This is a genomic window from Amycolatopsis sp. WGS_07, from assembly GCF_045278895.1.
Lineage (GTDB): Bacteria > Actinomycetota > Actinomycetes > Mycobacteriales > Pseudonocardiaceae > Amycolatopsis.
On the sequence record NZ_CP136053.1, the window covers coordinates 4,473,474 to 4,496,784 of the forward strand.

15 protein-coding genes are annotated in these 23,311 nt (G+C 71.0%); 12 read left to right on the plus strand and 3 right to left on the minus strand.

Annotation, left to right across the window (positions count from 1 at the left end):
* Positions 1-83 precede the first annotated feature (83 nt).
* The 12 genes from RPX00_RS21275 (at position 84) to RPX00_RS21330 (ending at position 19,880) form a co-directional block, all read left to right on the plus strand.
* A complete protein-coding gene (locus tag RPX00_RS21275; RefSeq protein WP_406641778.1) occupies positions 84-911 on the plus strand; it encodes an ABC transporter ATP-binding protein in 828 nt (275 codons plus the stop codon).
* The gene (locus tag RPX00_RS21280; RefSeq protein WP_406641780.1) at positions 911-3,484 is read left to right on the plus strand and encodes an ABC transporter permease; all 2,574 of its coding nucleotides are present in this window, start codon (positions 911-913) and stop codon (positions 3,482-3,484) included. Before RPX00_RS21275 ends, RPX00_RS21280 begins: the two co-directional genes overlap by 1 nt.
* An 89-nt stretch (positions 3,485-3,573) precedes the next feature.
* Positions 3,574-4,332: a phytoene desaturase family protein gene (locus RPX00_RS21285; RefSeq protein WP_406641782.1), complete on the plus strand. Its 759-nt coding sequence runs from the start codon at positions 3,574-3,576 to the stop codon at positions 4,330-4,332.
* Between the two features lie 14 nt (positions 4,333-4,346).
* Positions 4,347-5,246: a phytoene desaturase family protein gene (locus RPX00_RS21290; RefSeq protein WP_406641784.1), complete on the plus strand. Its 900-nt coding sequence runs from the start codon at positions 4,347-4,349 to the stop codon at positions 5,244-5,246.
* Positions 5,247-5,270: 24 nt separating this feature from the next.
* Positions 5,271-5,540: an acyl carrier protein gene (locus RPX00_RS21295; protein WP_406641785.1), complete on the plus strand. Its 270-nt coding sequence runs from the start codon at positions 5,271-5,273 to the stop codon at positions 5,538-5,540.
* Positions 5,533-6,096 carry a DUF2786 domain-containing protein gene (locus RPX00_RS21300; RefSeq protein WP_406641787.1) on the plus strand — a complete coding sequence of 188 codons (564 nt, stop codon included), beginning with the start codon at positions 5,533-5,535 and terminating at the stop codon, positions 6,094-6,096. Before RPX00_RS21295 ends, RPX00_RS21300 begins: the two co-directional genes overlap by 8 nt.
* Complete coding sequence (locus tag RPX00_RS21305) at positions 6,093-7,310, plus strand: acyl-CoA dehydrogenase family protein (RefSeq protein WP_406641789.1); 1,218 nt, start codon at positions 6,093-6,095, stop codon at positions 7,308-7,310. The genes RPX00_RS21300 and RPX00_RS21305 overlap by 4 nt, the downstream gene beginning before the upstream one ends.
* A complete protein-coding gene (gene sbnA / locus RPX00_RS21310; RefSeq protein ID WP_406641791.1) occupies positions 7,301-8,269 on the plus strand; it encodes a 2,3-diaminopropionate biosynthesis protein SbnA in 969 nt (322 codons plus the stop codon). Before RPX00_RS21305 ends, sbnA (RPX00_RS21310) begins: the two co-directional genes overlap by 10 nt.
* Positions 8,269-17,913, plus strand: coding sequence for an amino acid adenylation domain-containing protein (locus RPX00_RS21315; RefSeq protein ID WP_406641792.1), 9,645 nt, complete (start codon positions 8,269-8,271; stop codon positions 17,911-17,913). Before sbnA (RPX00_RS21310) ends, RPX00_RS21315 begins: the two co-directional genes overlap by 1 nt.
* Positions 17,914-17,918: 5 nt before the next feature.
* Positions 17,919-18,710: an ABC transporter permease gene (locus tag RPX00_RS21320; RefSeq protein ID WP_406643037.1), complete on the plus strand. Its 792-nt coding sequence runs from the start codon at positions 17,919-17,921 to the stop codon at positions 18,708-18,710.
* A 17-nt stretch (positions 18,711-18,727) separates the two neighbouring features.
* Complete coding sequence (locus RPX00_RS21325) at positions 18,728-18,931, plus strand: MbtH family protein (protein WP_406641794.1); 204 nt, start codon at positions 18,728-18,730, stop codon at positions 18,929-18,931.
* Position 18,932: 1 nt separating this feature from the next.
* Positions 18,933-19,880, plus strand: a complete 948-nt coding sequence (locus RPX00_RS21330; protein ID WP_406641796.1) for an ATP-binding cassette domain-containing protein — start codon at positions 18,933-18,935, stop codon at positions 19,878-19,880.
* 10 nt (positions 19,881-19,890) lie between these two features.
* On the opposite strand, the gene RPX00_RS21335 is transcribed toward RPX00_RS21330, so the two are convergent.
* The 3 genes from RPX00_RS21335 to sbnB form a co-directional block, all read right to left on the minus strand.
* On the minus strand, positions 19,891-21,174 hold the full coding sequence (locus RPX00_RS21335; RefSeq protein ID WP_406641797.1) for an MMPL family transporter: 1,284 nt from the start codon (positions 21,172-21,174) through the stop codon (positions 19,891-19,893).
* Positions 21,175-21,293: 119 nt separating this feature from the next.
* Positions 21,294-22,277 (minus strand): 2,3-diaminopropionate biosynthesis protein SbnA, encoded by a 984-nt coding sequence (sbnA, locus tag RPX00_RS21340; protein ID WP_406641799.1) that lies wholly within the window; start codon positions 22,275-22,277, stop codon positions 21,294-21,296.
* Positions 22,277-23,308, minus strand: coding sequence for a 2,3-diaminopropionate biosynthesis protein SbnB (gene sbnB, locus RPX00_RS21345; protein WP_406641801.1), 1,032 nt, complete (start codon positions 23,306-23,308; stop codon positions 22,277-22,279). Before sbnB ends, sbnA (RPX00_RS21340) begins: the two co-directional genes overlap by 1 nt.
* Positions 23,309-23,311: the final 3 nt, after the last annotated feature.

Sequence of the window (23,311 nt, forward strand, 5' to 3'; positions counted from 1 at the left end):
GATCGAAGAGCTAGCACCATCGGATTCCGGCCGCTCCGCTCGTACGTTCGTTGGGTAGCCCGACGCGCCTGGGAGAGTGAGCGATGTACCAGTCCGGACAGCCAAGCACGGAGGCGGTGACCCTCCGCTCCGTCACCAAGTTCTACGGAGGGAACCGGGCCCGCGTCGTCGCACTCGACGGGATTTCCGTTTCGTTCGCGCGCGGCAGTTTCACCGCGGTGATGGGGCCGTCCGGTTCGGGCAAGAGCACGCTGCTGCACTGCGCGGCCGGGCTCGACCAGCCGGATGCGGGCACGGTCGTGCTGGCCGGCCAGGATCTCGGCCGGCTCGACGAGGCGCAGCTGACCCGGATGCGCCGCGACCACATCGGGTTCATCTTCCAGCAGTTCAACCTGCTGCCGTCGCTGGACGTGGTCGACAACGTGACGCTGCCGCTGCGGCTGGCAGGCAAACGGGCCGATCCGGCGCTGGTGAACCGGATCGTCGAGCAGGTCGGGCTCGGCGGGCGGCGCGGGCACCGCCCCGGTGAGTTGTCCGGCGGCCAGCAGCAGCGGGTGGCGATCGCTCGCGCGCTGGTCAGCCGTCCGCACGTGACCTTCGCCGACGAGCCGACCGGGGCGCTGGACACCCAGTCGGCGAGCGAGATCCTGGACCTGCTGCGCACCGCGGTGCGCGCCGAACAGCAGACCATCGTGATGGTGACGCACGATCCGGTCGCCGCCTCCTACGCCGACCGGGTGCTCTTCCTGGCCGACGGCCAATTCGCCGGCGAGCTGCACGAACCGACCGTGGACGAGGTCGCGCGCGGGCTGACGGCGTTGAGCAGCCTTACGGCGCGGCTCGGCCGCGACAGCCGGAACGGCAACGGCCGGAACCCGGACGGCCGGAGCACGGTCGGGACGGTGCGCTGATGCTGCGCCTCGCTCTGAGCACCCTCCGGTTCCGCAAGGCCGGATTCACCGCGACGTTCGTCGCGCTCCTGGTCGGCACCGCGATCGTGATGGCGTGCGGCGGGCTCATGCAGACCGGGATCTCGCCCCGGGTGCCGCCGCAGCGGCTGGCCGAGGCCCCGGTGGTCGTCGCGGGCGACCAGCACTACAACCTGCCGCCGACGAACCCGGGCACCGAGGACGAGGACCACGAGTCCGCGACGCTGCCCGAACGCGTGCGGCTGGACGCGTCGCTGGGCGCTGCGATCGCCTCGGTCCCGGGCGTCGCGAAGGTCGTGCCCGACGTGTCGATCCCGGCCACGCTGCCCGCGGCTCCGGACGCGAAACTGGTGCGCGGCACCGCGTTGGGGCACGACTGGGCGACCGCTGAGCTGGCTCCGTACTCGCTGACCGACGGCCGGGCTCCGCAGCGCAGCGGCGAAGTCGTGCTCGATCAGGCGACGGCAGCTGCCACCGGGGCGGCACCGGGCGGTTCGGTGCAGATCGCCGTGCGCGGCGGGGTCCGGCCCTTCCAGGTCGTCGGAATCGCTGTCGCGGCCGGGAAAATGGCTTCCGACGCGGTGTTCTTCTCCCACGAAGACGCTCTCGCGCTGGCCCCCGCGACCGGACAGGTCGACGCGTTCGCCGTGCTTCCCGCCGCGGGCACCGATCCAGCCGCGTTGAGCACTCAGGTGGCCAACGTGGTCCGGGACCACCATGCGGTCGCACTGACCGGAGTCGCGCGTGGGACGGCCGAGTTCGCGCAGGCGAGCGACGGCGGGGAAATCCTGGTGATCCTGGCCGCGGTCTTCGGCGGGCTGGCGGTGCAGGTCGCGTTGTTCGTGGTGGCCAGCACGCTCGGGTTGTCGGTGCAGCAGCGCCGTCGCGAGGTCGCGTTGCTGCGTGCGGTCGGTGCGACTCCGAAGCAGGTCAGCCGCATGATCACCGCGGAGTCGATGGTGATCGGCGTGCTCGCGACCGTGCTGGCGGCTTTCCCGGGCGAACTGCTGGGGAACTGGCTCTTTGACCGGCTGTCCGGGTTCGGCGTCTTCGAACCGGTGCTGGCGTATCACCAGGACTGGATTCCGACCGCCGCCGGCGTGCTCGTCGGCCTGTTGTCCGCGTGGGGCGCGGGCTTCGTGGCGGCGCGGTATGCCGGGCGGACGCGGCCGGTGGAGGCGATGCGGGAACTCGTCTCGCCGAAGCACTGGCTGACGTCGTTCCGGCTCTGGTGGGGCATCGGCAGCCTGGTCGGCGGCGTCGCGCTGGCGTATCTGACGATCACCGTGATGGACGGACCGCTCGCGGCCAGCACGGCCGGACCGGCGGTCACCCTTGTCGCGGCGGCGGTCGCGCTCTTCGCGCCGGGGATCACCCGGGCGATGGTCGCGGTGCTGCGGGTTCCGGTGCGGGCGGTGAGCGGGCTGTCCGGCTATCTCGCGATGGCCAACGCGCGGGTGCGCTGGCTGCCGATGTCCGGGGCGGTCGTGCCGGTCATGCTCGCCACGACGCTGGCCGTGTTCATGCTCTATTTCCAGACCACGCAGGTGGAATCGGCGAAGCAGAAGTACGCGTCGAACCTTTCGGCGGACGCCGTCGTCACCTCCTCGACCGGCGACGTCGGCACCGGGTTGCTCGACAAGGTCCGGTCGCTGCCCGGGGTCGGCACCGCTTCGGCGTACGTGACCAGCAAGGGCTACAACGAGAAGCCGTCCGACCCGGGGCAGGACGAGGACGGGCTCGCGCTGACCGGGGTCACCGGCGACGCGGTCGCGAAAACCCGGGCCGCCGAGGTCGCGTCGGGATCGCTGGACGCCTTGCAGGGCAACACCATCGCGCTCCCGCTCGACCACGCGAACCGGCTGCACGTGAAGGTCGGCGACGAGATCGGGCTACGGCTCGGGGACGGCGCGCAGGTGCGGTTGCGGGTGGTGGCGACACTGCGGTCCGCACCGGAGTTCGCGACGGCGCTCATGCCCGCGAGCACGCTGGCCCCACACACCACCGGTGGGATCGCGTCGCAGGTGCTCGTCACCGCGGCGCCGGGCACGAGCGTCTCGCAGCTGATGAGCACGCTCGACGGCTTGACGCAGGACTCGCCCGGAGTGCAGGTCGCGAACCGGGACACGCTCACCGCCAAGTTCGTGCAGGAACAGGAAGCGAACGCGTGGGTGAACTACCTCGTGGTCGGCATGATCCTGCTCTACGCGGCGATCTCGGTGGTGAACACGCTGGTGCTGTCGACCGCGCACCGGCGGCGCGAGTTCGGCCTGCAGCGGCTGGCCGGGTCGAGCCGGGGCCAGGTGCTGGGCGTGATGGCCGTGGAGGGGATGGTGGTGGCGGTGATCGGCGTGGTGCTCGGCACCGCGGTCGCGCTCGCGATGCTGGTTCCGTTCAGCCAGGCGGTATCGGACAGCTGGCTGCCTTATGGTCCATTGTGGATTTATGCGGTGGTGGTCTTGCTCGCCGTCGTGGTAAGCATGGTCGCCACGCTCTTCCCGACGTGGCTCGCGGTGCGCGGCAAGACCTCGATCGCCATGCTCTCTCCTGAATAGGTGACCCTGGGCGCCGCCGGTCGCTGACTGCCCCCAGCTGTCAGCGCGCGGTCAGCCCGGGGTCACCGCCCCGCCGTAGCGTCAGCGGTATGAGTCCGAACGAGGCGGGAAGCCCTTCCTGGGACGCGATCGTGATCGGGTCCGGGATCGGCGGCCTCGTCTGCGCCGGCTACCTCGCCGCCTTCGGCTCCCGGGTGCTGGTGCTGGAACAGCACGACGTGGCGGGCGGCAACTGCCACATGTTCCGGCGGCGGCGCTCCTACGAGTTCGACATCGGCGTGCACTACCTCGGCGACTGCGGGCCCGGCGGGCTGCTGCCCTCGCTGCTGGCCGGGCTCGGCGTCGGCGACCGGGTGCGGTTCCGCCGGCTCGACCCGGACGGCTTCGACCGGATCGTGCTGCCGGGCCTCCGCTTCGAGGTGCCGGAAGGCTGGTCCCGCTACGGAGACCGGCTCCTGGAAACCTTCCCCGCCGAGGCCGCAGGACTGCGGGAGTACCTCTCGATCTGCGGCGAGATCGCCGCGACAGCACGGTACTCGGCGGGCCGGACGCCGCTTGGTGCTTCGCCCGCGACAGTGCGCTGGAGCCGCCGCAGCCTGAGCCGCCTGTTCGACCATTGTGGACTGTCGGTGGCCGCCCGCACGGTGCTGGCCGCACAGTCCGGCAACTACGCTTCCGCACCGGCGAACACGGTGGTAGCGGCGCACATCCGGATGCTGGACGACTACCTGACCGGCGGCGCGTACTACCCGGAGGGCGGCGGCCAGATGCTGGCTGCCGCGCTGGTGGAGCAGCTCGAAACGCACGGCGGTCAGCTGCGCACCAAGCGCGCGCCGCGCGGATCCTGATCGAGCACGGCCGCGTGACTGGCGTCGAGCTGACCGACGGGGAAGTGCTGCGCGCGCCGCTAGTGGTGTCCAATGCGGACTATCGACGGACGGTGCTGGAGCTGTGCGGGGGAAGGGAAAACCTTCCCGAAGGTATCGTCCGGCGCACCGAGGACGCGGTGATGCGGCTGCCGCTGGTCACCAGCTATGCGGTGGTGGACACCGAATTGCCCGAAGCGTCCGAGGCCAACATCTGGTACTGGCCGAGCGGCGACATCGAAAGTGCGTACGTCCGAACGGAAGCGGGCCAGTTCGACGAGCTGCCGTTCGTCTTCATCTCGTCCGCCTCGCACAAGGACCCCGGCAACCCCGCCGTCTGCCCGCCCGGCTACACGAACCTCCAGATCATGACCGCGTGCCCGCCCGGCTACGCGCAGTGGGGCGTGTCCGCTGGCCCAGCTTCGGGGCTCCGGTACCGGCGCGTCGCCGAATACCGCTCGGCCAAAGAGAAACTCGCCGCTTGTCTGCTTGACCGGGCGGAAGAGGTGCTCGGCCCGTTCCGGGAGCACATCGTCTACCTCGAATCGGCCACCCCGCTCACGCAGGAGCGCTACACCCTGGCCACCGGCGGCGCCGCGTACGGGCTGCAGTCCTGGGGCCCGCACGGACGTCGCCCCGATGTGCGCACCGCGGTCGAAGGATTGTTCGTTGCCGGACAGGACATCCATGGCGGGGGAGTCGTCGGCGCGGCGGTCGGCGGTGCGCAGTGCGCCGAGGCGATCCTCGACCGGCCGGTGCTGGCCGAAGCGTACGAGGGCGCGGTCTTCGCCGACCGCGCCCGGTTGCCCGAACGCGGCCGCGACTGGGATCCGCTGCGGATTTCCCGGGGCGAGGCCCGCCGCGACGCCCGCGGATTCGCTCCGGTGGCGCGCTGAACCCCTTGGAAACGAAGGAGAATCATGACTGAGACCGCGCAGGCCCTGACCGAAGACCGGATCATCGAGGGCATCACCGGCGCGCTGGGCACGGTGCTGGAACGGGACGTCGCCGACCTGTCCGCGGACACCCGGCTGTCCGACGCCGGCCTCGATTCCACCGGTGTGCTGGAACTGCTGATGCAGCTCGAGGACACCTTCGGCATCGAGTTCGACACTGAGAACCTGGAGATGCAGCACTTCGAATCGGTGCGTTCGCTCGCCGCGTTCGTCATCGCGGAAATCCGTGCCTGACCCGGCGCAGTGGCAGGAGTACCGCCGCGTCGCCCGGGAGCAGGGCGTCGCGCCCGCGCTCAAGCTGCTGCCGACGAGGTGCCGGAACGGCGCGATCGCGGCTGTCCCGGCGGGAGAACTGCCTGCCGGGACGGAGATCCTGCGGCAAGCCGAGCTTCCCGGCGGCGCGGTCGCGTTCGCCCGGGGTCTGCCGGGCGCGCTCGCGGGGCCGGACCTGGTGTGGGTGCGGCTGGGGCTTTCCCAGGGGCTGCTCGACGAGTGCCTCCAGTACCTGCGCGAGCGGCGGTCTGGCGAGGAATCCTTGCTGCGCAAGCAGATGATCCAGGACTGCCTCGCCACGGCGTTCAACGGCCAGCTGGCGGTCGAGGCGGATCTGCTCGCGACGGGCGGAGCCCTGCCGCCCGCCCGGCTGCGGTATCTGCACCAGCTGCTGTCCGATGTGGACCGGAAACTGCTCGGCCTGCTGGGCGCGAAGGGCTTCCTGGCTGGCGGGCCGGGCGAGGTCGCTGACGTCTCGGAGCTGCTGGCGAGCGTGCACGAAATGGGGACGACGTGACCGGCACTGTGCTGAGCGAACCCTTGCTGGCCCTGCGCGGCCTCGCCGCGGAGTGGGCGGCCGATCTCCGCGCCGCCGGAGCCGTGCTCGACCGCGATCCCGAGGCCACTGCCCAGTTCGCCGAGCTGCCCGCAGTGCGCTGCATGGCGCAGCTGCTGGTCCCGGCAGAGTATGGCGCGGAGGGCATCAAGGTCGCCGGGCACCGCTTCCACGGGATGACCGCGCTGGAACGGACGGTGCTGCTGGAGGAGTTCGCCCGGGGCGACGCGGGCGCGACGCTCGCCGCGCCGGGTGCGTCAATGTCCGGCGTCCTGATCGACCTGCTCGGCGACGCCGAACAGAAATCCTGGTTCTACGGCAGGCTCATCGACCGTCCAACGTGGACTTTCTTCGCGCTCACCGAACCCGACGCGGGCTCCGACGCGAACGCGCTGACCACCAGCCTCACCCCAGGCGCGGACGGCGATTTCGTGCTCACCGGCCGGAAACGCTACGTCGGCAACGCGTCCCGCGCGGGCATGGGAGTGGTCTTCGCCCGCACCGCCCCCGGCCCGCTCGGCGTGACCGCAGTGCTCGTCGACACCGATTCCCCTGGCTTCCACGCCGAATCGCTGGGCATGCTCGGCTTGCGCGGCGCCCGGTTCTGCGCCGTGGAGTTCGACGGCGTGCGGATCCCCGAGGACCGGGTGCTGGGCAGGCATCTTTCCCCGGCCCGGCGCGGGATGTGGGCCGCCACGCTGACCTTCAACCGGCTCCGGCCCGGCGTCGCGGCCATCGCGATCGGCATCGCGCGGGCGGCGCACGAGTACGTCCGCGCCGAGGGCGGCCTGCACCCCGGCGTGACTGCCGAATGGGACCAGCTGGGCTACCGGATCGAGAGCGTCCGGAACCTCGTGCACCTCGCCGCGATGGAGGTGGACGCGGGGAGCAGCCGCGGCGGGCACCTCGCCTCGTCGGCGAAAGCCGAGGCGAGCCGGCTGGCCGAGGACGCGACCAGGGCGGCCTGCCGGTTCTTCGGGCCGACCGCACGCTGGACGCATCCGGCGCTGGACCGGCTGGTTCGCGACGCACGCGGCGTCGAGTTCATGGAAGGCGCCGCGAACATCCAGAAACTCATCGTCTTCACCGGGCTGCTCGCCGGAAAGGTGGGCCGGGGCGAATCGTTCCCGGCGCTGAGCCGCCCGTCGCACCCCGGAGGTTTGCCGTGCGGGTGATTTCCGCCCCTCAGGAGTTCACCGTCCCGGATCTGTACGTCGACCTGCGCCGGTTCGTCGGCCGCGACCTGTTCGTCAAATGCGAGGGGTTCAACTTCGCCGGGTCGATCAAGCTCAAGGCCGCGCTCGAGATCGTGGAGCGGGCCGAACGGGACGGCACGCTGCGCCCCGGCGCCACGATCGTGGAAAGCTCGTCCGGGAACATCGGCGTCGCGCTCGCGATGGTCGCGGCGAGCCGGGGATACCGGTTCATCTGCGTCACCGACGAGCACTGCACGCTGTCCGCGCGGCAGCTGATGCAGAACTACGGTGCCGAGGTGCGGGTGCTGACCGAACCGCATCCGGTGGACGGCCTCGTCGGCGCGCGGCAGCGGCTCGTGGAGCGGCTGTGCGCGGAGCACGACGATTACGTCTGGCTCGACCAGCACACCAACCCGGGCAACTGGACCGCGCACTACCGGACCACCGGACCGGAGATCCTGCGCATGTTCCCCGGCCTCGACGTGCTGTTCGTCGGAACCGGCACGGCCGGGACGCTGATGGGCTGCGCCCGGTACCTGCGGGAGGCGCGCGGGTCGATCCGCGTGGTCGCGGTGGACAGCGTCGGCTCGGTGAGCTTCGGCGGCCCGCCCGGTCCGAGGCGCATTCCCGGGCTCGGCTCGGCGATCCGCCCGGCGCTGCTCGACGAGTCCTTAGTGGACGATGTGGTGCACGTCGAGGAAACCGAAACCGTGGAGATGTGCCGGACGCTGGTGCGGCACGGGTTCCTGTTCGGCGGCTCGACCGGCACCGTCGTCGCCGGCGCGCTGTCCTGGCTCGCCCGCGAGGACCGCGACCTGACCGCGGTGGCCATCTCGCCCGATCTGGGCGACCACTACCTGGACACCGTCTACCGCGACCACTGGGCCGCCGACGCGCTCGGCCGCACAACCACCGACCGACTTTCCGAGGTGCCGTGATGACCGCAGTCGAGACCAGCCTGCCCCTGTCCACCGCCCAGACCGACGTCTGGTTCGACGAGCAGCTGTCCGGAGGCGGCCTGGCCTACGCGATGGCCGACTACCTGGACATCTCCGGCGACCTGGACGTGGCGGTGTTCACCGAGGCGTTCCGCCTGCTCACCGAAGAGGCGGAATGCTTCCGCGCCCGGTTCTTCGAGGTCGACGGCGAACCTCGCCAGGTGGTCGAGCCGCTGACCGACCTGCCGGTGCGCTTCCTCGACCTGTCCGGCGAACCAGATCCCGAGACGGCCGCGCTCGCCTGGATGCACGAGGACCTGGCCCGGCCGTTCTCCGTCACCGACTTCCCGCTGTTCCGCTGCGCGCTGCTCACGCTCGGCCCGCGCCGCCGGTTCTGGTACCTCACCACGCACCACCTGGTGGGCGACGGGTTCAGCGCCGCGATCTGCCACCGCCGCATGGGCGAGCTGTACACCGCGGTGCTGGCCGGTGCCGAGCCCGAAGGCCGTCCGCTGCCGCCGTTCCGGGACCTGCTGGAATCCGAACTCGCCTACCAGAACTCGGCTCACCTCGGGCGCGACCGCGAGTTCTGGAGCAGCCACTTCAGCACCGTCCCGGACCTGATCAGCCTGTCCGGCAAGGAACCCGCACCGGCGCGCGGATTCCTCCGCCGCACGCTCGCCCTGCCCGCCGACGCGGCCGCCGCGGCCCGGAAGGCCGTAGCACAGGCCGGGGTGACCCTGCCGACGTTCCTGCTCGCCGCGATGGCCGCCTATACCGAACGCCTTTCCGGCATCCAAGACCTGATGCTGACCGTCCCGGTCGCCGCCCGCGCCGGGGTCCGGACCAGGACGATCCCGGGGATGATGGCGAACTACCTGCCGCTGAAGATGCAGGTCACGCCCGCGATGACCCCGCAGGCGCTGCTGAAGCAGGCTTCGCGGGAACTCGCCCGCACGCTCAAGCACCAGCGGTATCACGTCAACCAGATCCGGCGGGACATCGGCGTGCGCAGCGACGAGCGGCGGCCGTTCGGCGGCCCGTTCGTCAACGTGCTGCCCGCCGACCCCGGGCTGCGGCTCGGCGACTGCGTGACCCGGGTGCGGAACCTGTCCACCGGGATCACCAACGACCTGTCGATCACCGTCCTCGACGAGCCCGGCGGCGGGATCGAACTGCACCTCAACGGGAATCCCGACCTCTACGACGAGTCCGGAGTGGACACTCACCTGCACCGGTTCGCCGGATTCCTGGACCGCTTCGCGCGCGCCGATCCGGACGCGCCCCTCGCGCACGTGGACGTCGCCGACGCACGGGAACGGGAGGACCTGCTCGCGGCCGGGCTGGGCGCGACCGTCCCGGTCGGCGCAGGCGTGGTGGAGCGGGTGCGGGCGCAGAAGCCGGACGCGGTGGCCGTAGTCGATGCGGCCGGGTCGGTGACTTATGCGGAGCTGGTGGGGCTGGCCTCGGCGCTGTCGCGGCGGTTGCCTGCCGGACGTGTGGTTGGCGTGCTGGCTGGTCCCGGAATCGGCTTTGTTTCGGCGGTGCTCGGTGTGCTGGGCGCGGGTGGTGCTTACGTCCCGCTGGACCCGTCGATGCCGTTGGCGCGCTTGCGGGACCTGGTGGCGGACAGCGGGGCGGCTTGTGTGCTTGCGGCACCGGAGTTCCGGGAGATCGCCGCGGAGCTGCCAGTGGACGTCGTGGAGCTGGACGGCACCGTTGATGCCGAGCTGGCCCCGGTGGCGGACGGGGACACCGCGTACGTGATCTTCACGTCGGGTTCGACCGGTCGTCCGAAGGGCGCGATGGTGTCCCGGCTCGGGATGATGAACCACCTGCTGGCGAAGGTCGAGGACCTGGGGCTCACGTCGTCGGACGTGGTGGTGCAGAACGCTCCGCTGACCTTCGACGTGTCGGTCTGGCAGATGCTCGCGCCGCTGGTGGTCGGCGGTCAGGTCCGGGTGGTGGACCGGCAGGTCGCGGCGGATCCGGACGCGCTGTTCGGGCTGGGCATGTCGGTGCTGGAAGTCGTGCCGTCGTTGCTGCGCGCGGCGTTGGACTTCTGGGACGCAAGCGGCTCGCCGGACTTGACCGGGTTGCGCTGGTTGGTGGTGACCGGTGAGGCATTGCCGCCGGACCTGTGTGTGCGCTGGTTCGGGTACTTCCCGGAGATCCCGCTGGTGAACGCCTACGGCCCGACCGAGTGTTCAGACGACGTCACGCATGCGGTTCTGTCCAGTGTGGACGATGTGCGCGGGGTCCGGACGCCGATTGGCCTCCCGGTGCGGAACACCCGGCTGTACGTGCTGAGCGACGAGTTGCGTCCCGTTCCGGCGGGTGCGGCGGGCGAGCTGTACGTAGGTGGCCTGGTGGTCGGACGCGGTTACGTGGGTGATCCGGTCAAGACGGGTTCGGTGTTCGTGGCCGACCCGTTCGGCGAGCCAGGCACCCGGATGTACCGGACCGGCGACCGGGTGGTGCGCCGGGAGGACGGTGCGCTGGAGTTCATCGAGCGCCGGGACTTCCAGGTCAAGATCCGCGGCCATCGCATCGAACTCGGCGAAATCGAAGCCACCCTGCGGGAACTGCCCGGGATCGCGGACGCGGTCGTCGTGGTGCGCACCGACGAGTCAGGGACGAAGCGGCTCGCCGGCTACCTCGTCGGGACGGCCGACATCCCCACCGTGCGCAGCGAACTGCAGCAGCGGCTGCCGGACTACCTGGTGCCGCCCGCGATGGTCGTGCTCGACGCGCTGCCGCTGACCGTCCACGGCAAGGTCGACCGGGACGCGCTGCCCGAGCCGGACTTCGCCGCCGAGGCGGTCGGCCGGGCCCCGCGCAACGCCGTCGAGGCCATCCTGTGCGACGTGCTGGCCGAGGTCCTGACGGTGCCGAAGGTCTACATCGACGACAACTTCTTCGCTCTCGGCGGCGACAGCGTCAGCTCGATCCAGGTGGTCAGCCGCGCGCGCAAGGCCGGGCTGGTCATCACTCCGCGCGACCTGCTGGAGGCCCGCACCCCGGCGGCGATCGCGGAAAACGCGGTCGCGATCGGGGACGACCTCGTCCCGGAGACCGCCGCACTCGTCGAACTCGAGCCAGGAGAACTCGACGAGCTGAGCGTCGGCCCGGTCGAGGAAGTGCTTCCGCTCGCGCCGCTGCAGCAGGGCATGCTCTTCCACACCGAACTGGACGCCGACGGCGTGGATTTCTACGCCGTGCAAGCGATCGCGGACCTCGAAGGGCCGCTCGACACCGCCGCGGTCCGGGAGGCATGCGCCGCGCTGCTGACCCGGCACACCGCCCTGCGCGGCTATTTCCGGCGGCGCCGCAACGGCGAACCGGTGCAGCTGGTCGCCGAATCCGTTGAGCTGCCGTGGCTCGAAATCGACCTGACCGAGTTGCCGGAGGACCGTCGTGCGGCGGAGCTGGCTCGGCTGGTCGAGCAGGACCGGTTGCGCCGCTTCGATCTCGCCCGCCCGCCGCTGGTCCGCTTCACCCTGATCCGGGTCGCCGCCGAGCGTTACCGGTTCCTGTGGAGCGCGCACCACATCGCCACCGACGGCTGGTCCGTGCCCATCCTCATCGACGAACTGGCGCAGCTCTACGCGGGTGGCGCGGCTTTGCCGGAGGTGCCGCAGTTCCGCGACTACCTCGCCTGGCTGTCCCGCCAAGACGAGGAAGCAAGCCAGAAAGCCTGGCGCGATCTGCTCGACGGACTGCCCGGACCGACCCGCGTAGCGCCAGACCTGCCCGCTGCCGCTGCCTTGCCCGCGACTGTCGAGTTAGCACTGTCCGAAAGCGACACTGCGCAGCTTTACGCCTGGGCAAGAGAACACGAGCTGACGGTCAGCACGATCGTGCAGGCTTGCTGGGCGATTCTGGTCGGCAGGCTGGCCGGGCAGCAGGACGTGGTCTTCGGCGCGGTGACCTCCGGGCGTCCGGCGGAGCTGCCGGGCGTGGAAACGATGGTCGGCATGTTCGTGAACACCGTGCCGGTGCGGGCCCGGCTCGACCCCGCCCGCCCGGTACGTGACCTGCTCGCCGAACTCGGCGGCCAGCAGGCCGCGATGGTGTCCTACCAGCAGGCCCAGCTGTCCGAGCACGGGGAACTGTTCGACACCGCGGTGGTTTTCGAGAACGTGCCCGCCGGCGACGGCGGACCGCTGGTGAAGCTCGGCGAGGACGTCCGGGTGGTCGACGCGGTGACGCTCGATTCGCGGCACTACCCGCTCAGCCTGGTCGTGGAGCCGCACGACTCCCTCGTCCTCCGCTTCGACTACCTCCGGGAGGCGTTCGGCGACGACCGGGTTCGCGAGCTGGCCCAGCAGTTCCAGTCCCTGCTCGACACGGTGCTGACCGACCCGGACCGTCTGCTGGGCCGGATCGACGTGGCCGACCCAGCGCAGGCGTTCCTGCTGGGCGCGACCGGTCCGGTCGGCGCGGGCGTGGTGGAGCGGGTGCGCGCGCAGGTGCCGGACGCGGTGGCGGTGGTCGACGACGCCGGGTCGGTGACTTACGCGGAGCTGGTCGGCTTGGCTTCGGCGCTGTCGCGGCGGGTGCCTGCCGGGCGCGTCGTCGGGGTGCTGGCTGGTCCCGGAATCGGCTTCGTCTCCGCGGTTCTCGGGGTCATTGGCGCAGGTGGCGCTTACGTTCCGCTGGACCCGACCGTTCCGCTGGCTCGGCTGCAGGGGCTGGTCGAGGACAGCGGCGCGGCGTGTGTGCTTGTGGCTCCAGAATTCCGGGAGATCGCGGAGAAGCTGTCGGTGGACGTCGTTGAGCTGGACGGCGCGATCGACTCCGACCTTGCCCCGGTGATGGGCGCGGACGACGACGTGGCGTACCTGATCTTCACCTCGGGATCGACCGGACGCCCCAAGGGCGCGATGGTGTCCCGCCGCGGGATGGTCAACCACCTGCTGGCGAAGGTGGAAGACCTGGCCCTCGAACCGTCGGATGTGCTGGTCCAGAACGCCCCGCTGACCTTCGACGTCTCGGTGTGGCAGATGCTGGCCCCGCTGATGGTCGGCGGTCAAGTCCGGGCAGTCAGCCGGGAGACGGCAGCCGATCCGGACGCGCTGTTCGGGCTGGGCATGTCGGTGCTGGAGGTCGTGCCGTCGTTGCTGCGCGCGGCGCTGGACTTCTGGGACGCGGGCAGCCCGCCGGACTTGAGCGGGTTGCGTTGGCTGGTGGTGACTGGCGAGGCGCTGCCGCCGGACCTGTGCGTGCGCTGGTTCGGCTACTTCCCGGAGATCCCGCTGGTGAACGCCTACGGTCCGACGGAGTGCTCGGACGACGTCACGCATGCCGTGCTGTCCAATGTGGACGATGTGCAGGGCTTGCGCGTCCCGATCGGCCTTCCGGTACGGAACACCCGCCTTTACGTGCTGAGCGACGAGCTGCGTCCCGTTCCAGCTGGAGCGGCAGGTGAGCTGTACGTCGGCGGCCTGGTCGTCGGACGGGGCTACGTAGGCGACCCGGTCAAGACGGGTTCGGTGTTCGTCGCGGACCCCTTCGGCGAACCGGGCACCCGGATGTACCGGACCGGCGACCGAGTGGTGCGCCGTGCGGACGGTGCGCTGGAATTCGTGGAACGCCGCGACTTCCAGGTCAAAATCCGTGGCCACCGCATCGAACTCGGCGAAATCGAAGCCAGCCTCCTCGCGCAGGACTCTGTCACCGACGCGGTGGTCGTGGTGCAGGGCTCCGACGCGGCCAACCGGCACCTGGTCGGCTACGTCGCGGGAACCGCCCGGCCCGAGGACCTGCGCGCCCGGCTGGCCGAGCTGCTGCCCGCGTACCTGGTGCCCAGCGCGATCGTCGTGCTCGACCGGCTCCCGCTGACCGCGCACGGCAAGGTCGACCGCAAAGCCCTGCCCGCCCCGGAAAACCTGGCCGGACCAGCGAAACGCGGCCCGCGCACACCGGTCGAGGAACAGCTGACCCGGCTGTACGCCGAGGTGCTGGGCGTGCCCGAAACCGGCATCGACGACGACTTCTTCGACCTCGGCGGCCATTCCCTCCTGGCCACCGCGCTGGTGAGCCGGATCCGGTCGGAACTGGACGTCGAACTGCCGCTGCGCGACCTCTTCGAGGCCTGCACCGTCGCGGCGCTGGCCGGACGGCTCGCGTCGGCGGGCCAGGCGCGCGCGGCGTTCCGCAAACTGGACCGTCCCGACCCGCTGCCGTTGTCGTACGCCCAGCAGCGCATGTGGTTCCTCAACCGGCTCGAAGGCGAGCACGGCGGGTACACCATCCCCCTCGCCGTGCGACTGTCCGGAGACCTGGACCACTCGGCACTCGCCGCCGCCGTCGACGATCTGACCGCACGCCACGAAATCCTGCGCACCGTCTTCCCCGACACCGACGGCGTGCCGTTCCAGCGCGTGCTCGACGCGGGGGAGTCCCTGCGCATCGCGCCCATGCCCGACGACCTCGCCGAAGCCCTCGCGGCCGAAGTCGCCCGCGGCTTCAACCTGGCCGTGGATCTTCCGTTGCGCAGCAAGCTGTTCGGCCCCGACGACAACGGCGACCACGTCCTTCTGCTGGTGCTGCACCACATCGCCGGAGACGCCTGGTCGGTCGACGTGCTCGCCCGCGACCTCGCCACCGCCTACGAGGCCCGGCGTGCCGGGAAGAGTCCGGAGTGGACGGACCTGCCCGCGCAGTACGCGGATTACTCGGTCTGGCAACACTCCCTGCTGGACGATCCGAAGGACGGCGAATCCGCTCGCCTGCTGAAGCACTGGCGAGAAGCCCTCGCCGGCATGCCCGGCGAGCTGGCGCTGCCGGTCGACTTGCCGCGCCGGGCGTCAGCCGGCTACCACGGCGGGACCATCGAATTCGAGGTGCCGTCCTCCGTGCACCGAGGGCTCGCGCGGCTCGCGCACGAACAAGGGGCGAGCCTGTTCATGGTCGTACAGGCCGCACTGGCGACGCTGCTCACCCGCTTCGGCGCGGGCACCGACATCCCCCTCGGCAGCCTCGTCGCCGGACGTCCCGACGAAGCCGTACACGATCTCGTCGGCTTCTTCGTCAACACGCTCGTCCTACGCACCGACACCAGCGGCGATCCCCGCTTCGCCGAACTGGTCGCGCGAGTCCGCGACGCCGACTTCGCCGCGTACGCGCACCAGGAGCTGCCTTTCGAGCGGCTGCTGGAAGCAACGCAACCGGCCCGCTCGATGTCGCGGCAGCCGCTGTTCGGGGTGCTGTTGTCCTTCTACGACGTCCCGCCGTCCGAAGTCAGCCTCGGCAGTCTGACCGCGCGCCCGGAACTGCTGGCCCCGACGCACCAGAAGTTCAAGTTCGACCTGACCTTCCAGTTCGGTCAGCACAAGCGCGGCTTGGAAGGCACGCTCGAATACAACGCCGACGCGTTCACCCCGGAAACCGCGCACCTGCTCGTCGACCAGCTGACGCTCGTGCTGGCCGCTGCCGCCGAAGACCCCAGCCTGCCGCTGAGCCGGATCGACCTGCGCACCGAAACCCCGCCCCCGTGGACCCCCGAGGTGCCGGACCTCGGCTTGCTCGTACCGGGCGACGCCGGTCTGCGCGAACAGGCCAACCGCCTCGCCCGAGCTTTGCAGGCACAGGGCGCGGGACCAGGGGAGAAGGTCGCGATCGACCTGGCACCGGGCCGGGACCGCTGGGCGGCCATCTACGCCGTCCTCGCCACCGGTGCCACCTGGACGCCGCCGGGCAGACCATCGCTCTGCACAGTCCACGAACGAACCGACGTCACCGGGTTCGCCGCGACCGAGCTAGCGGCAGCATCCGCCGAGGACCTGGCGTACCAAGGCGAGGCGGTCTTCACCCGCGGTGCCTTGGCCGCCACGATCGCGGCGCTGCTCACCGAATTGCCGCTGACCGCCAGCGACCGCGTCCTGGCACCGGACACCGAGTTCGCGCTGCCGGTCGTGCTCGCCGCGTTGCACGTCGGCGCGCTGGTGACCGTGGCCCCGGCCGCCGAGATCGCGGAACTCGCGTCCTCGGTGGACCCGAGCGTCGTGGTCCTGACGCCGAGCATCGCGAAGATGCTGGCGCTGCCGTTGCGGCCGGGCACCCGGGTGCTGAACTTCGGCGAGGCACTCCCATCGCTCGACGGAGCACTGCACTGCGAGGGCACCGCGGAATCCGGCTGGCTCGCCCTCATCAACGGACGTCCCTTCGCGCACAGCCGCGCCTACGTCCTCGACCAGCAACAGCAGCCAGTACCTCGTGGCGGCCGAGGCGAGCTGTACCTGAATGGGCTGCCCACCGGCCTCCCCGCCCGTACGCGCTTGGACGGGACCGTGGAACTGATCCGCGAGGCTCGGGTACGCGCCTTCGCGATCCCTCTCGGGCAGATCGAAGCAGCCCTGCAGCGCCAGCCCGCAGTCGCTGCCGCCGCAGTGCTCGCCAAGGACGACACCCTGACCGCCTACGTCGTCCCGCAATGGGAACGCGGCGTCGACCCACTCGCCCTGCGGGAAGCACTGGCCGCCGAACTCCCGGACTACCTGATCCCGACCGCGTTCGCGGAACTGGACACCATCCCGGTCACCCCGGACGGACAGCTGGACGTCGCCGCGTTGCCCGCTCCCGCCGCGCAAACCGGCCAGGACCCGAGCGAAGCCGTGCGCCTCCTGCGCGAAGCGTTCGCGGAAACCCTCGGCCGCGCCGACATCGACGTCCGGACCGGGTTCTTCGACCTGGGCGGCAACAGCCTCCAGTCCGTCCGGCTGGTCGCACTCGCCCGGCGAGCCGGACTTCGGCTGACCGTCGCCGACGTCCTGACCCACGGCAGCGTCGAACGCCTGGCCGCACTCGCCGAACGGGCCGAACCCGACCTCGCCGACCTGCCGGACCCGTTCGCGCCGGTCCTGCCGATCCGCCCGGCCGGCACGAAACCGCCGCTGTTCTGCCTGCACGCCGGACTCGGCCTGAGCCTGCCGTACCTCGGCCTGGCGGCCCATCTGCCGGACCGTCCGGTGTATGGCCTGCAGTCGCCGGGAATCAGCGGCACCGAACAGTTCCCGGACTCGGTCGAACAGGTCGCCGAGGACTACCTGCACCACATCCGCCGCCTCCAGCCGCACGGCCCGTACCACCTCCTGGGCTGGTCCTACGGCGGCTTGCTGGCCTTCGAGCTGGCCGTACGCCTCGAGTCCGCCGGCGAAACGGTCGGCTCACTGTCCATCTTGGACAGCTACCCGCAGGACGGCACCGAAGCCGCACCTTCCCGGCACGAGCTGCTCGTCGATTTCCTGGAGCACGTGGGCTTCCACGACCACTCCGCAGCCGAACTGACCCCCGCCGACGTCATCTCCGTGCTGCGGCAGGGAGACAGCAGGCTGGCCGACATCGGCGAGGAACGCATGACCCGCGTCCTAGCCGTGATGGACAACAACGCTTCGCTGGCCCACCGGTACCGCCCGGCCAGGTTCCTCGGCGCGGTCGAGCTGTTCGTCGCCGCCGAGGGCCTGACCGACGCCGAGGTGGCCGAACGAGCCGGCCGCTGGGTGCCGCACGTGTCGGGGCCGGTGCGGGCCCGCCGGATCGACTGCGGCCACGAATACCTGATGGACCCGAAGCCGCAGGCGGAGATCGGCGCCGCGGTCGCGGAAACACTGGCGAGCACCGGAAACGAGGAGTCGCGGTGACCACGATGACCACCCCCGTGACGGCGGCCGCCGTCGAAACCTTCGCACTGGCCGGACGGCGGCTGACCCACCTGCGCAAGGTGCCGGGCCGCCTGCTGGCGATCACGCTGAACTCGCTGATCACCATGCTGGCCATCGGCTACGTCTTCAAGGGCGCGGTGAGCGTCGAAGGCGGCGGCAGCTATCCGGAATTCCTGTTCCCGGCCGCGCTGATGCAGGTCGGCCTCGCCGGGGTCGCGCCGACCGCGATCGCGGTGGCGATGGACCTCAAGGGCGGCCTGACCGACCGGTTCCGCTCGCTGCCGATCTCGCGCCCCGCCGTGCTGTTCGGCCACACCCTCGGCGACGCGCTGGTGGGGTTCGTGGCGCTGGCGATCGTCGCCGGGATCGGGCTGGCGGTCGGCGGCCGCGTGCACGCCGGGTTCCCCGCGCTGCTCGCCGGCCTCGCCGTGCTCGCCGTCTTCCTCTACGTGATGATCTGGGTCGGCGTGCTGCTCGGGCTGTCCATGGGCAATCCCGAATCGATCGACGGCGTCGGCGCGGTCCTGACGCTCGGCCTTTCCTTCCTCTCCAACGCGTTCATGGCGGTCAGCCAGCTGCCGTCCTGGGTCCGGCCGATCGCCGAATGGAACCCGGTCAGCTCGGTCACCACGCTGTGCCGCCAGCTGTGGGGCGTGCCGGTGCCCGAGGACAGTTCGTTTCCCGCCCAGCATCCCGGCGTCGTCGTCGCGGTGACGCTGGTCGTGCTCTTCGCCGCGGCGACCCTGCTGAGCTTCCGCCGTTACCGCCTCGCCTAACCGATCCGGAGTACGAGATGACAAACCCGTTTGACGACCAGAACGGCACTTTCCTGGTCCTGGTCAACGAAGCGCGGCAGTACAGCCTGTGGCCCGCCTTCGCGGAAATCCCGCCGGGCTGGCGCGTTTCGCTCGGCGAGAGCAGCCGCGAAGACGCCCTCGCGCACATTTCCGGCCACTGGACCGATCTGTCTCCTGAGAACCTCCGGGAAGCGGGCTGACATGCGAGAACTCGCGATCGAAGCCGAAGGGCTCCGCAAACGCTACGGTGACCATGAAGCGCTCGCCGGCGTCGACCTCGCCGTGCCGCCGGGCACGGTGCTCGGCTTGCTCGGCCCCAACGGCGCCGGGAAAACCACCACCGTCCGGATGCTCGCGACGCTGCTCCCGCCGGACGGCGGCCGCGCGCTGGTCGCCGGGCACGACATCGTCCGGGAACGCAAGCAGGTCCAGCGGCACATCGCGCTCGCCGGCCAGTACGCGGCCGTGGACGAACTGCTGACCGGCAGGCAGAACCTGGTGCTGCTGGGCCGTCTCCTGCACCTCGGCCGCCGCGGCGCGCGCGCCCGCGCGGGCGAACTGCTGGAGCGGTTCAACCTCGCCGAGGCGGCCGACCGCGCGGTCGGCACGTACTCCGGCGGAATGCGCCGACGGCTGGACCTCGCGACCTGCCTGGTCGCGAAGCCCTCGGTGCTCTTCCTCGACGAACCGACCACCGGACTGGACCCGGCGAGCCGGATGGGCTTGTGGACGATGGTCCGCGAACTGGTCGGCGAAGGCGTCACGGTCCTGCTCACCACCCAGTACCTGGAAGAAGCTGACTACCTCGCCGACCGGATCGTGGTCATCGACAAAGGCCGGAGCGTCGCGGAAGGAACCGCCGACGAACTCAAGCGCAAGGTCGGCCGCGAACGGCTGGAGGTCGCCGTCGCACACCCCGAAGGACTCGCGGACGCAGTGGCGGCCCTGACGCCGGTCGCGGTCGGTGCCCCAGTCGTGGACGAGCGCCGGTGCAGCATCTCCCTCGAACTGCTCGACGAGTCCGGCGGAATCGCGGCGGCGGCGAACGCGCTGCACGAACGCGGCGTCGCACTGGCGGATTTCGCCCTGCGCCGCCCGACCCTCGACGAAGCCTTCCTCGACCTCACCGGCCACCCGACCACGGGGTGACCCCTCGCGGTCACTTTCGCGCAGCCCCCGGCCCGGTCCGCCGCCACCAGCGGACCGGGCCGGTCAGCGAGAGCAGCAAGGGCAGCAGCACCAGCCGGATCAGCAGCACGTCGATCGCCAGCGCCGCGGCGGCCGCCCAGCCGAACTCGCTCAGCGCACCGGTACCGGCGAACCCGAGCGCGCTGAAGACCCCGATCGACACGACACTAGCGCTGGAAATCGCCACCGTGCCCCGGCGCAGGCCTTCCGCGAGCACGTGCTGGGGCGACATCCCGGTCAGCGCTTCGACGCGGAAGTGGTGCAGCAGGCAGACGTGCATGTCGGTCGTCGGCGCGGCGAGCACCGCCACCAGCGCCACGGGCAGCCACGTCGGGGCCGGCGGGTCCAGGCAGGTGAGCATGGTCAGCGCGAACAGCGCCGAAAGGACCGAAAGCACCGCGGTCGTCAACGCGACCACCACCGGCCGGAAAGCCGTGATGACCGCCAGCGAGGTCAGCCCGATCAGCAGCGCCAGGGGCAACGGCGGCAGCGTCGGCGATTTGAGGTAGCGGTAGACGACGTAAGCGAGAGCCGCGGTGGTGCAGGCCAGCGCGCCGATCAGCCCTGCCGCGCTGCCGCAGCGCCAATTCGCCGGCAGCCGGGCGACGAACCGGGGCAGCCAGTGCCACTGGAACGACCTCCGCGCGGGCAGCGCGCTCCGGGTCAGCAACACCGGGAGCAGCGTCAGCGCCGCGGCCGCTTCCACCAGGACCACCAGGACCACGGCCGCCGCCAGCCGCATGACCTGCGGTTCGCCGGTCAGATACAGCCCGGTCATCGCGGACAGCATCGCCAGCCCGGTGACGAGCGCGGTCCGCCCGGCGGTCGAGGCGACGATCTGCGCCGTGTCGGACGCGTTGTGCTTGCCCGGCGGCATTTCCTGCTGCCTGCGGACCGCGAACAGCAGATGGTTGGCCGCGCCCGTGATGCTGGGCAGCAGGGCGAGGCTCCAGCTGCCGAACGAGCCCGTACCGGCTTCCGGCACCGCCAGCAGCACCCCGAGCGCGCTGACCCCGACCGTCGCGAGATACCCGAACGCGACCGCGGCCAGCCGCAGCGAACCCAGCACCAGCACCAGCAGCACCGCGGTGACCAGGCATCCGGCCGCGAGGACGGAACCGGCCGGCGCGAAACCGGTCGTGGCGGCGAGGCCCTCGCTCGCCGCCGCGACCAGGAACAGCAGCCACGCGGCCAGCACCGGACCGGGACGTCCGGCACACCAGCGCGCGAGACGGAGCAGAGGTAGCGTTCGCAAAGCCGCACTCCTTGGGCCGCTTCAGGCCTCCCGCCGCGCAGGCGGCAAGCCGGACGGTCTAAGGATGGCTCCTCGTGATCGTGCGCACACTGGGCGTGGCACCTCGATTTCGAGTGGTACTAGCTCCCGAGCGCGGCGGGCGGGGCGAGCGCCGCCTCTCCGTAGAGATCGGCCACCCACTGGTCGTGATAGACCGTGTCGAGGTACCGGTCGCCGAGGTCGGGGGCGACCGCCACCGCGACGCAGCCGCCGCCCGCGTTCCGGTCGAGCCAGCTCAGCGCCCCGGCGACGACGGTGCCGGTCGAGCCGCCGAACAGGAAACCCGCCCGGACGAGCCTGCGGCACATCCGCACCGTGTCGAGTTCCGGCACGTGCACCACATCGTCCACAAAGGACTCGTCGAGCAGCGCGGGCCGGACCCCGGTGCCGAGGCCGGGGATCATCCGCGGCGCGGCCGGGGTCCCGAAGGTCACCGAACCCACCGTGTCGATCGCGACCACGCGCATCCCGGGACAGTGCTCGCGCAGGTAGCGCGCGCAGCCCATCAGCGTCCCGGTGGTGCCCGCCCCGATGAACGCCACGTCGGCCCCGGGGAACGAACTCGCGATCTGCGGGCCGGTGGTGCGGTAGTGCGCCTGCCAGTTGCCCGCGTTCGCGTACTGGTTGAGCCACACCCGGCCAGCGCCCTCCGCGCCCTCGGCGCACAGCCGCCGCACGTGCGCGATCCGCGCGCCGAGCAGCCCGTCCTCCGGATGCGGTTCGGTGATCACGTGCACCTCGGCGCCGAGCGTCTGCATGAGCTGCCGGGCGCCGAGGGTGCACCGCGAATCGGTGACGCAGATGAACCGGTAGCCCCGGCTGGCGGCGACGAGGCTCAGCGCCACCCCGAGGTTGCCCGACGAACTCTCCACGAGGGTCGCGCCGGGCGTCAGCGTGCCGTCCCGTTCGGCCGCGCCGATCATCTCGGTCGCGGCCTTGATCTTGATCGAGCCGGCGAAGTTGAAGCCCTCGCATTTAAGGTAGAGCGATCGCCCTGTACACCCGTTCAGGTCGACGAACAGGTCGTCGACGTTGAACTCGTGCGGGCTGGTGATGATCGGCATCAGCGCCGGCCGTAGCGGTCGAGTTCGAAGAAGAAGTCGCCGGCGGTGCGCAGTTCGCCGCGCCGGCGCAGTTCGTCCAGGACGTGCTTGCCGACCGCGAGGTCCAGCACGCCGAGGCCGAACGGCGAGAACACCAGCGGCCGGTCCGCGTCCAGGGCGAGTGCCCCGGTCAGCACGTCGAAGAGGGTGCCGTCGAGGAAGTCGCGTCCGCCGGTGGCCTGTTCGGCCAGGTGCACCGAGGTGTTGGCCTTCAGGCAGTGCTCGACGTCGTCGACCACGTTCGCCGACGCCAGGATCACCTCGGTGGACAGGTCGCGCAGGGACACGTTCAGCACCAGCGGGCGGTGCGCGAACCAGGCCGGATCGTGCACGTGCGGTTCCCCGGCCACGGTGGCGAACACGATCAGGTCGCTGCCGCGGATCAGGTCCTCGGCGCTCTCGCGCACCGAGATCCCGCTCGCGCCGGTGCTCTCCAGGTAGCCCCGGAACCCGGCGGCGTGCTCGGCGGAGAGGTCGAACACCGCGGTCTCGTCGAAGTCCCAGCCGGTGCCGATCAGGAACCGGTGCACGTAACGCGCGATGAGGCCGGTGCCGACGAACCCGAGCCGCCGCGGCCGTTCGCCGCGCCGGCTGAGCCAGTCGGCCGCCAGCGCCGCCGACGCCGCGGTCCGGCTCGCGCTGATGATCGAGCTTTCCATGCAGGCCAGCGGATAGCCGGTGCTCTGGTCGTTGAGGATCAGCACGGCCGAGGCGCGCGGCAGCCCGGAGCGGACGTTCTCCGGGAAGCTGGAGATCCACTTGATCCCGTCCACCGCGACCTCGCCGCCGACCGAGGCGGGCAACGCGATGATGCGCGCCGACGGCCGGTCCGGGAACCGGAGGAAATAGGAGGGCGGGTTGACGGTCTCCTGCCGCCCGTGCAGCCGGTAGGCCGCTTCGATCAGCTCGACGAGCTGCTTCTCGGCCCCGTCGAGCACCTGGTGCACCTGGGCGCCGGACACGACGGCGAACTCCGGAACGGTTTCAGTCACAGA

Bases quoted from the DNA above. Each gene is read 5' to 3' on its own strand.
- RPX00_RS21275 (WP_406641778.1), top strand. From the start codon at position 84: ATGTACCAGTCCGGACAGCCAAGCACGGAGGCGGTGACCCTCCGCTCC.
- RPX00_RS21280 (WP_406641780.1), top strand. From the start codon at position 911: ATGCTGCGCCTCGCTCTGAGCACCCTCCGGTTCCGCAAGGCCGGATTC.
- RPX00_RS21285 (WP_406641782.1), top strand. From the start codon at position 3,574: ATGAGTCCGAACGAGGCGGGAAGCCCTTCCTGGGACGCGATCGTGATC.
- RPX00_RS21295 (WP_406641785.1), top strand. From the start codon at position 5,271: ATGACTGAGACCGCGCAGGCCCTGACCGAAGACCGGATCATCGAGGGC.
- RPX00_RS21315 (WP_406641792.1), top strand. From the start codon at position 8,269: ATGACCGCAGTCGAGACCAGCCTGCCCCTGTCCACCGCCCAGACCGAC.
- RPX00_RS21320 (WP_406643037.1), top strand. From the start codon at position 17,919: ATGACCACCCCCGTGACGGCGGCCGCCGTCGAAACCTTCGCACTGGCC.
- RPX00_RS21325 (WP_406641794.1), top strand. From the start codon at position 18,728: ATGACAAACCCGTTTGACGACCAGAACGGCACTTTCCTGGTCCTGGTC.
- RPX00_RS21330 (WP_406641796.1), top strand. From the start codon at position 18,933: ATGCGAGAACTCGCGATCGAAGCCGAAGGGCTCCGCAAACGCTACGGT.
- sbnA (WP_406641799.1), bottom strand. From the start codon at position 22,277: ATGCCGATCATCACCAGCCCGCACGAGTTCAACGTCGACGACCTGTTC.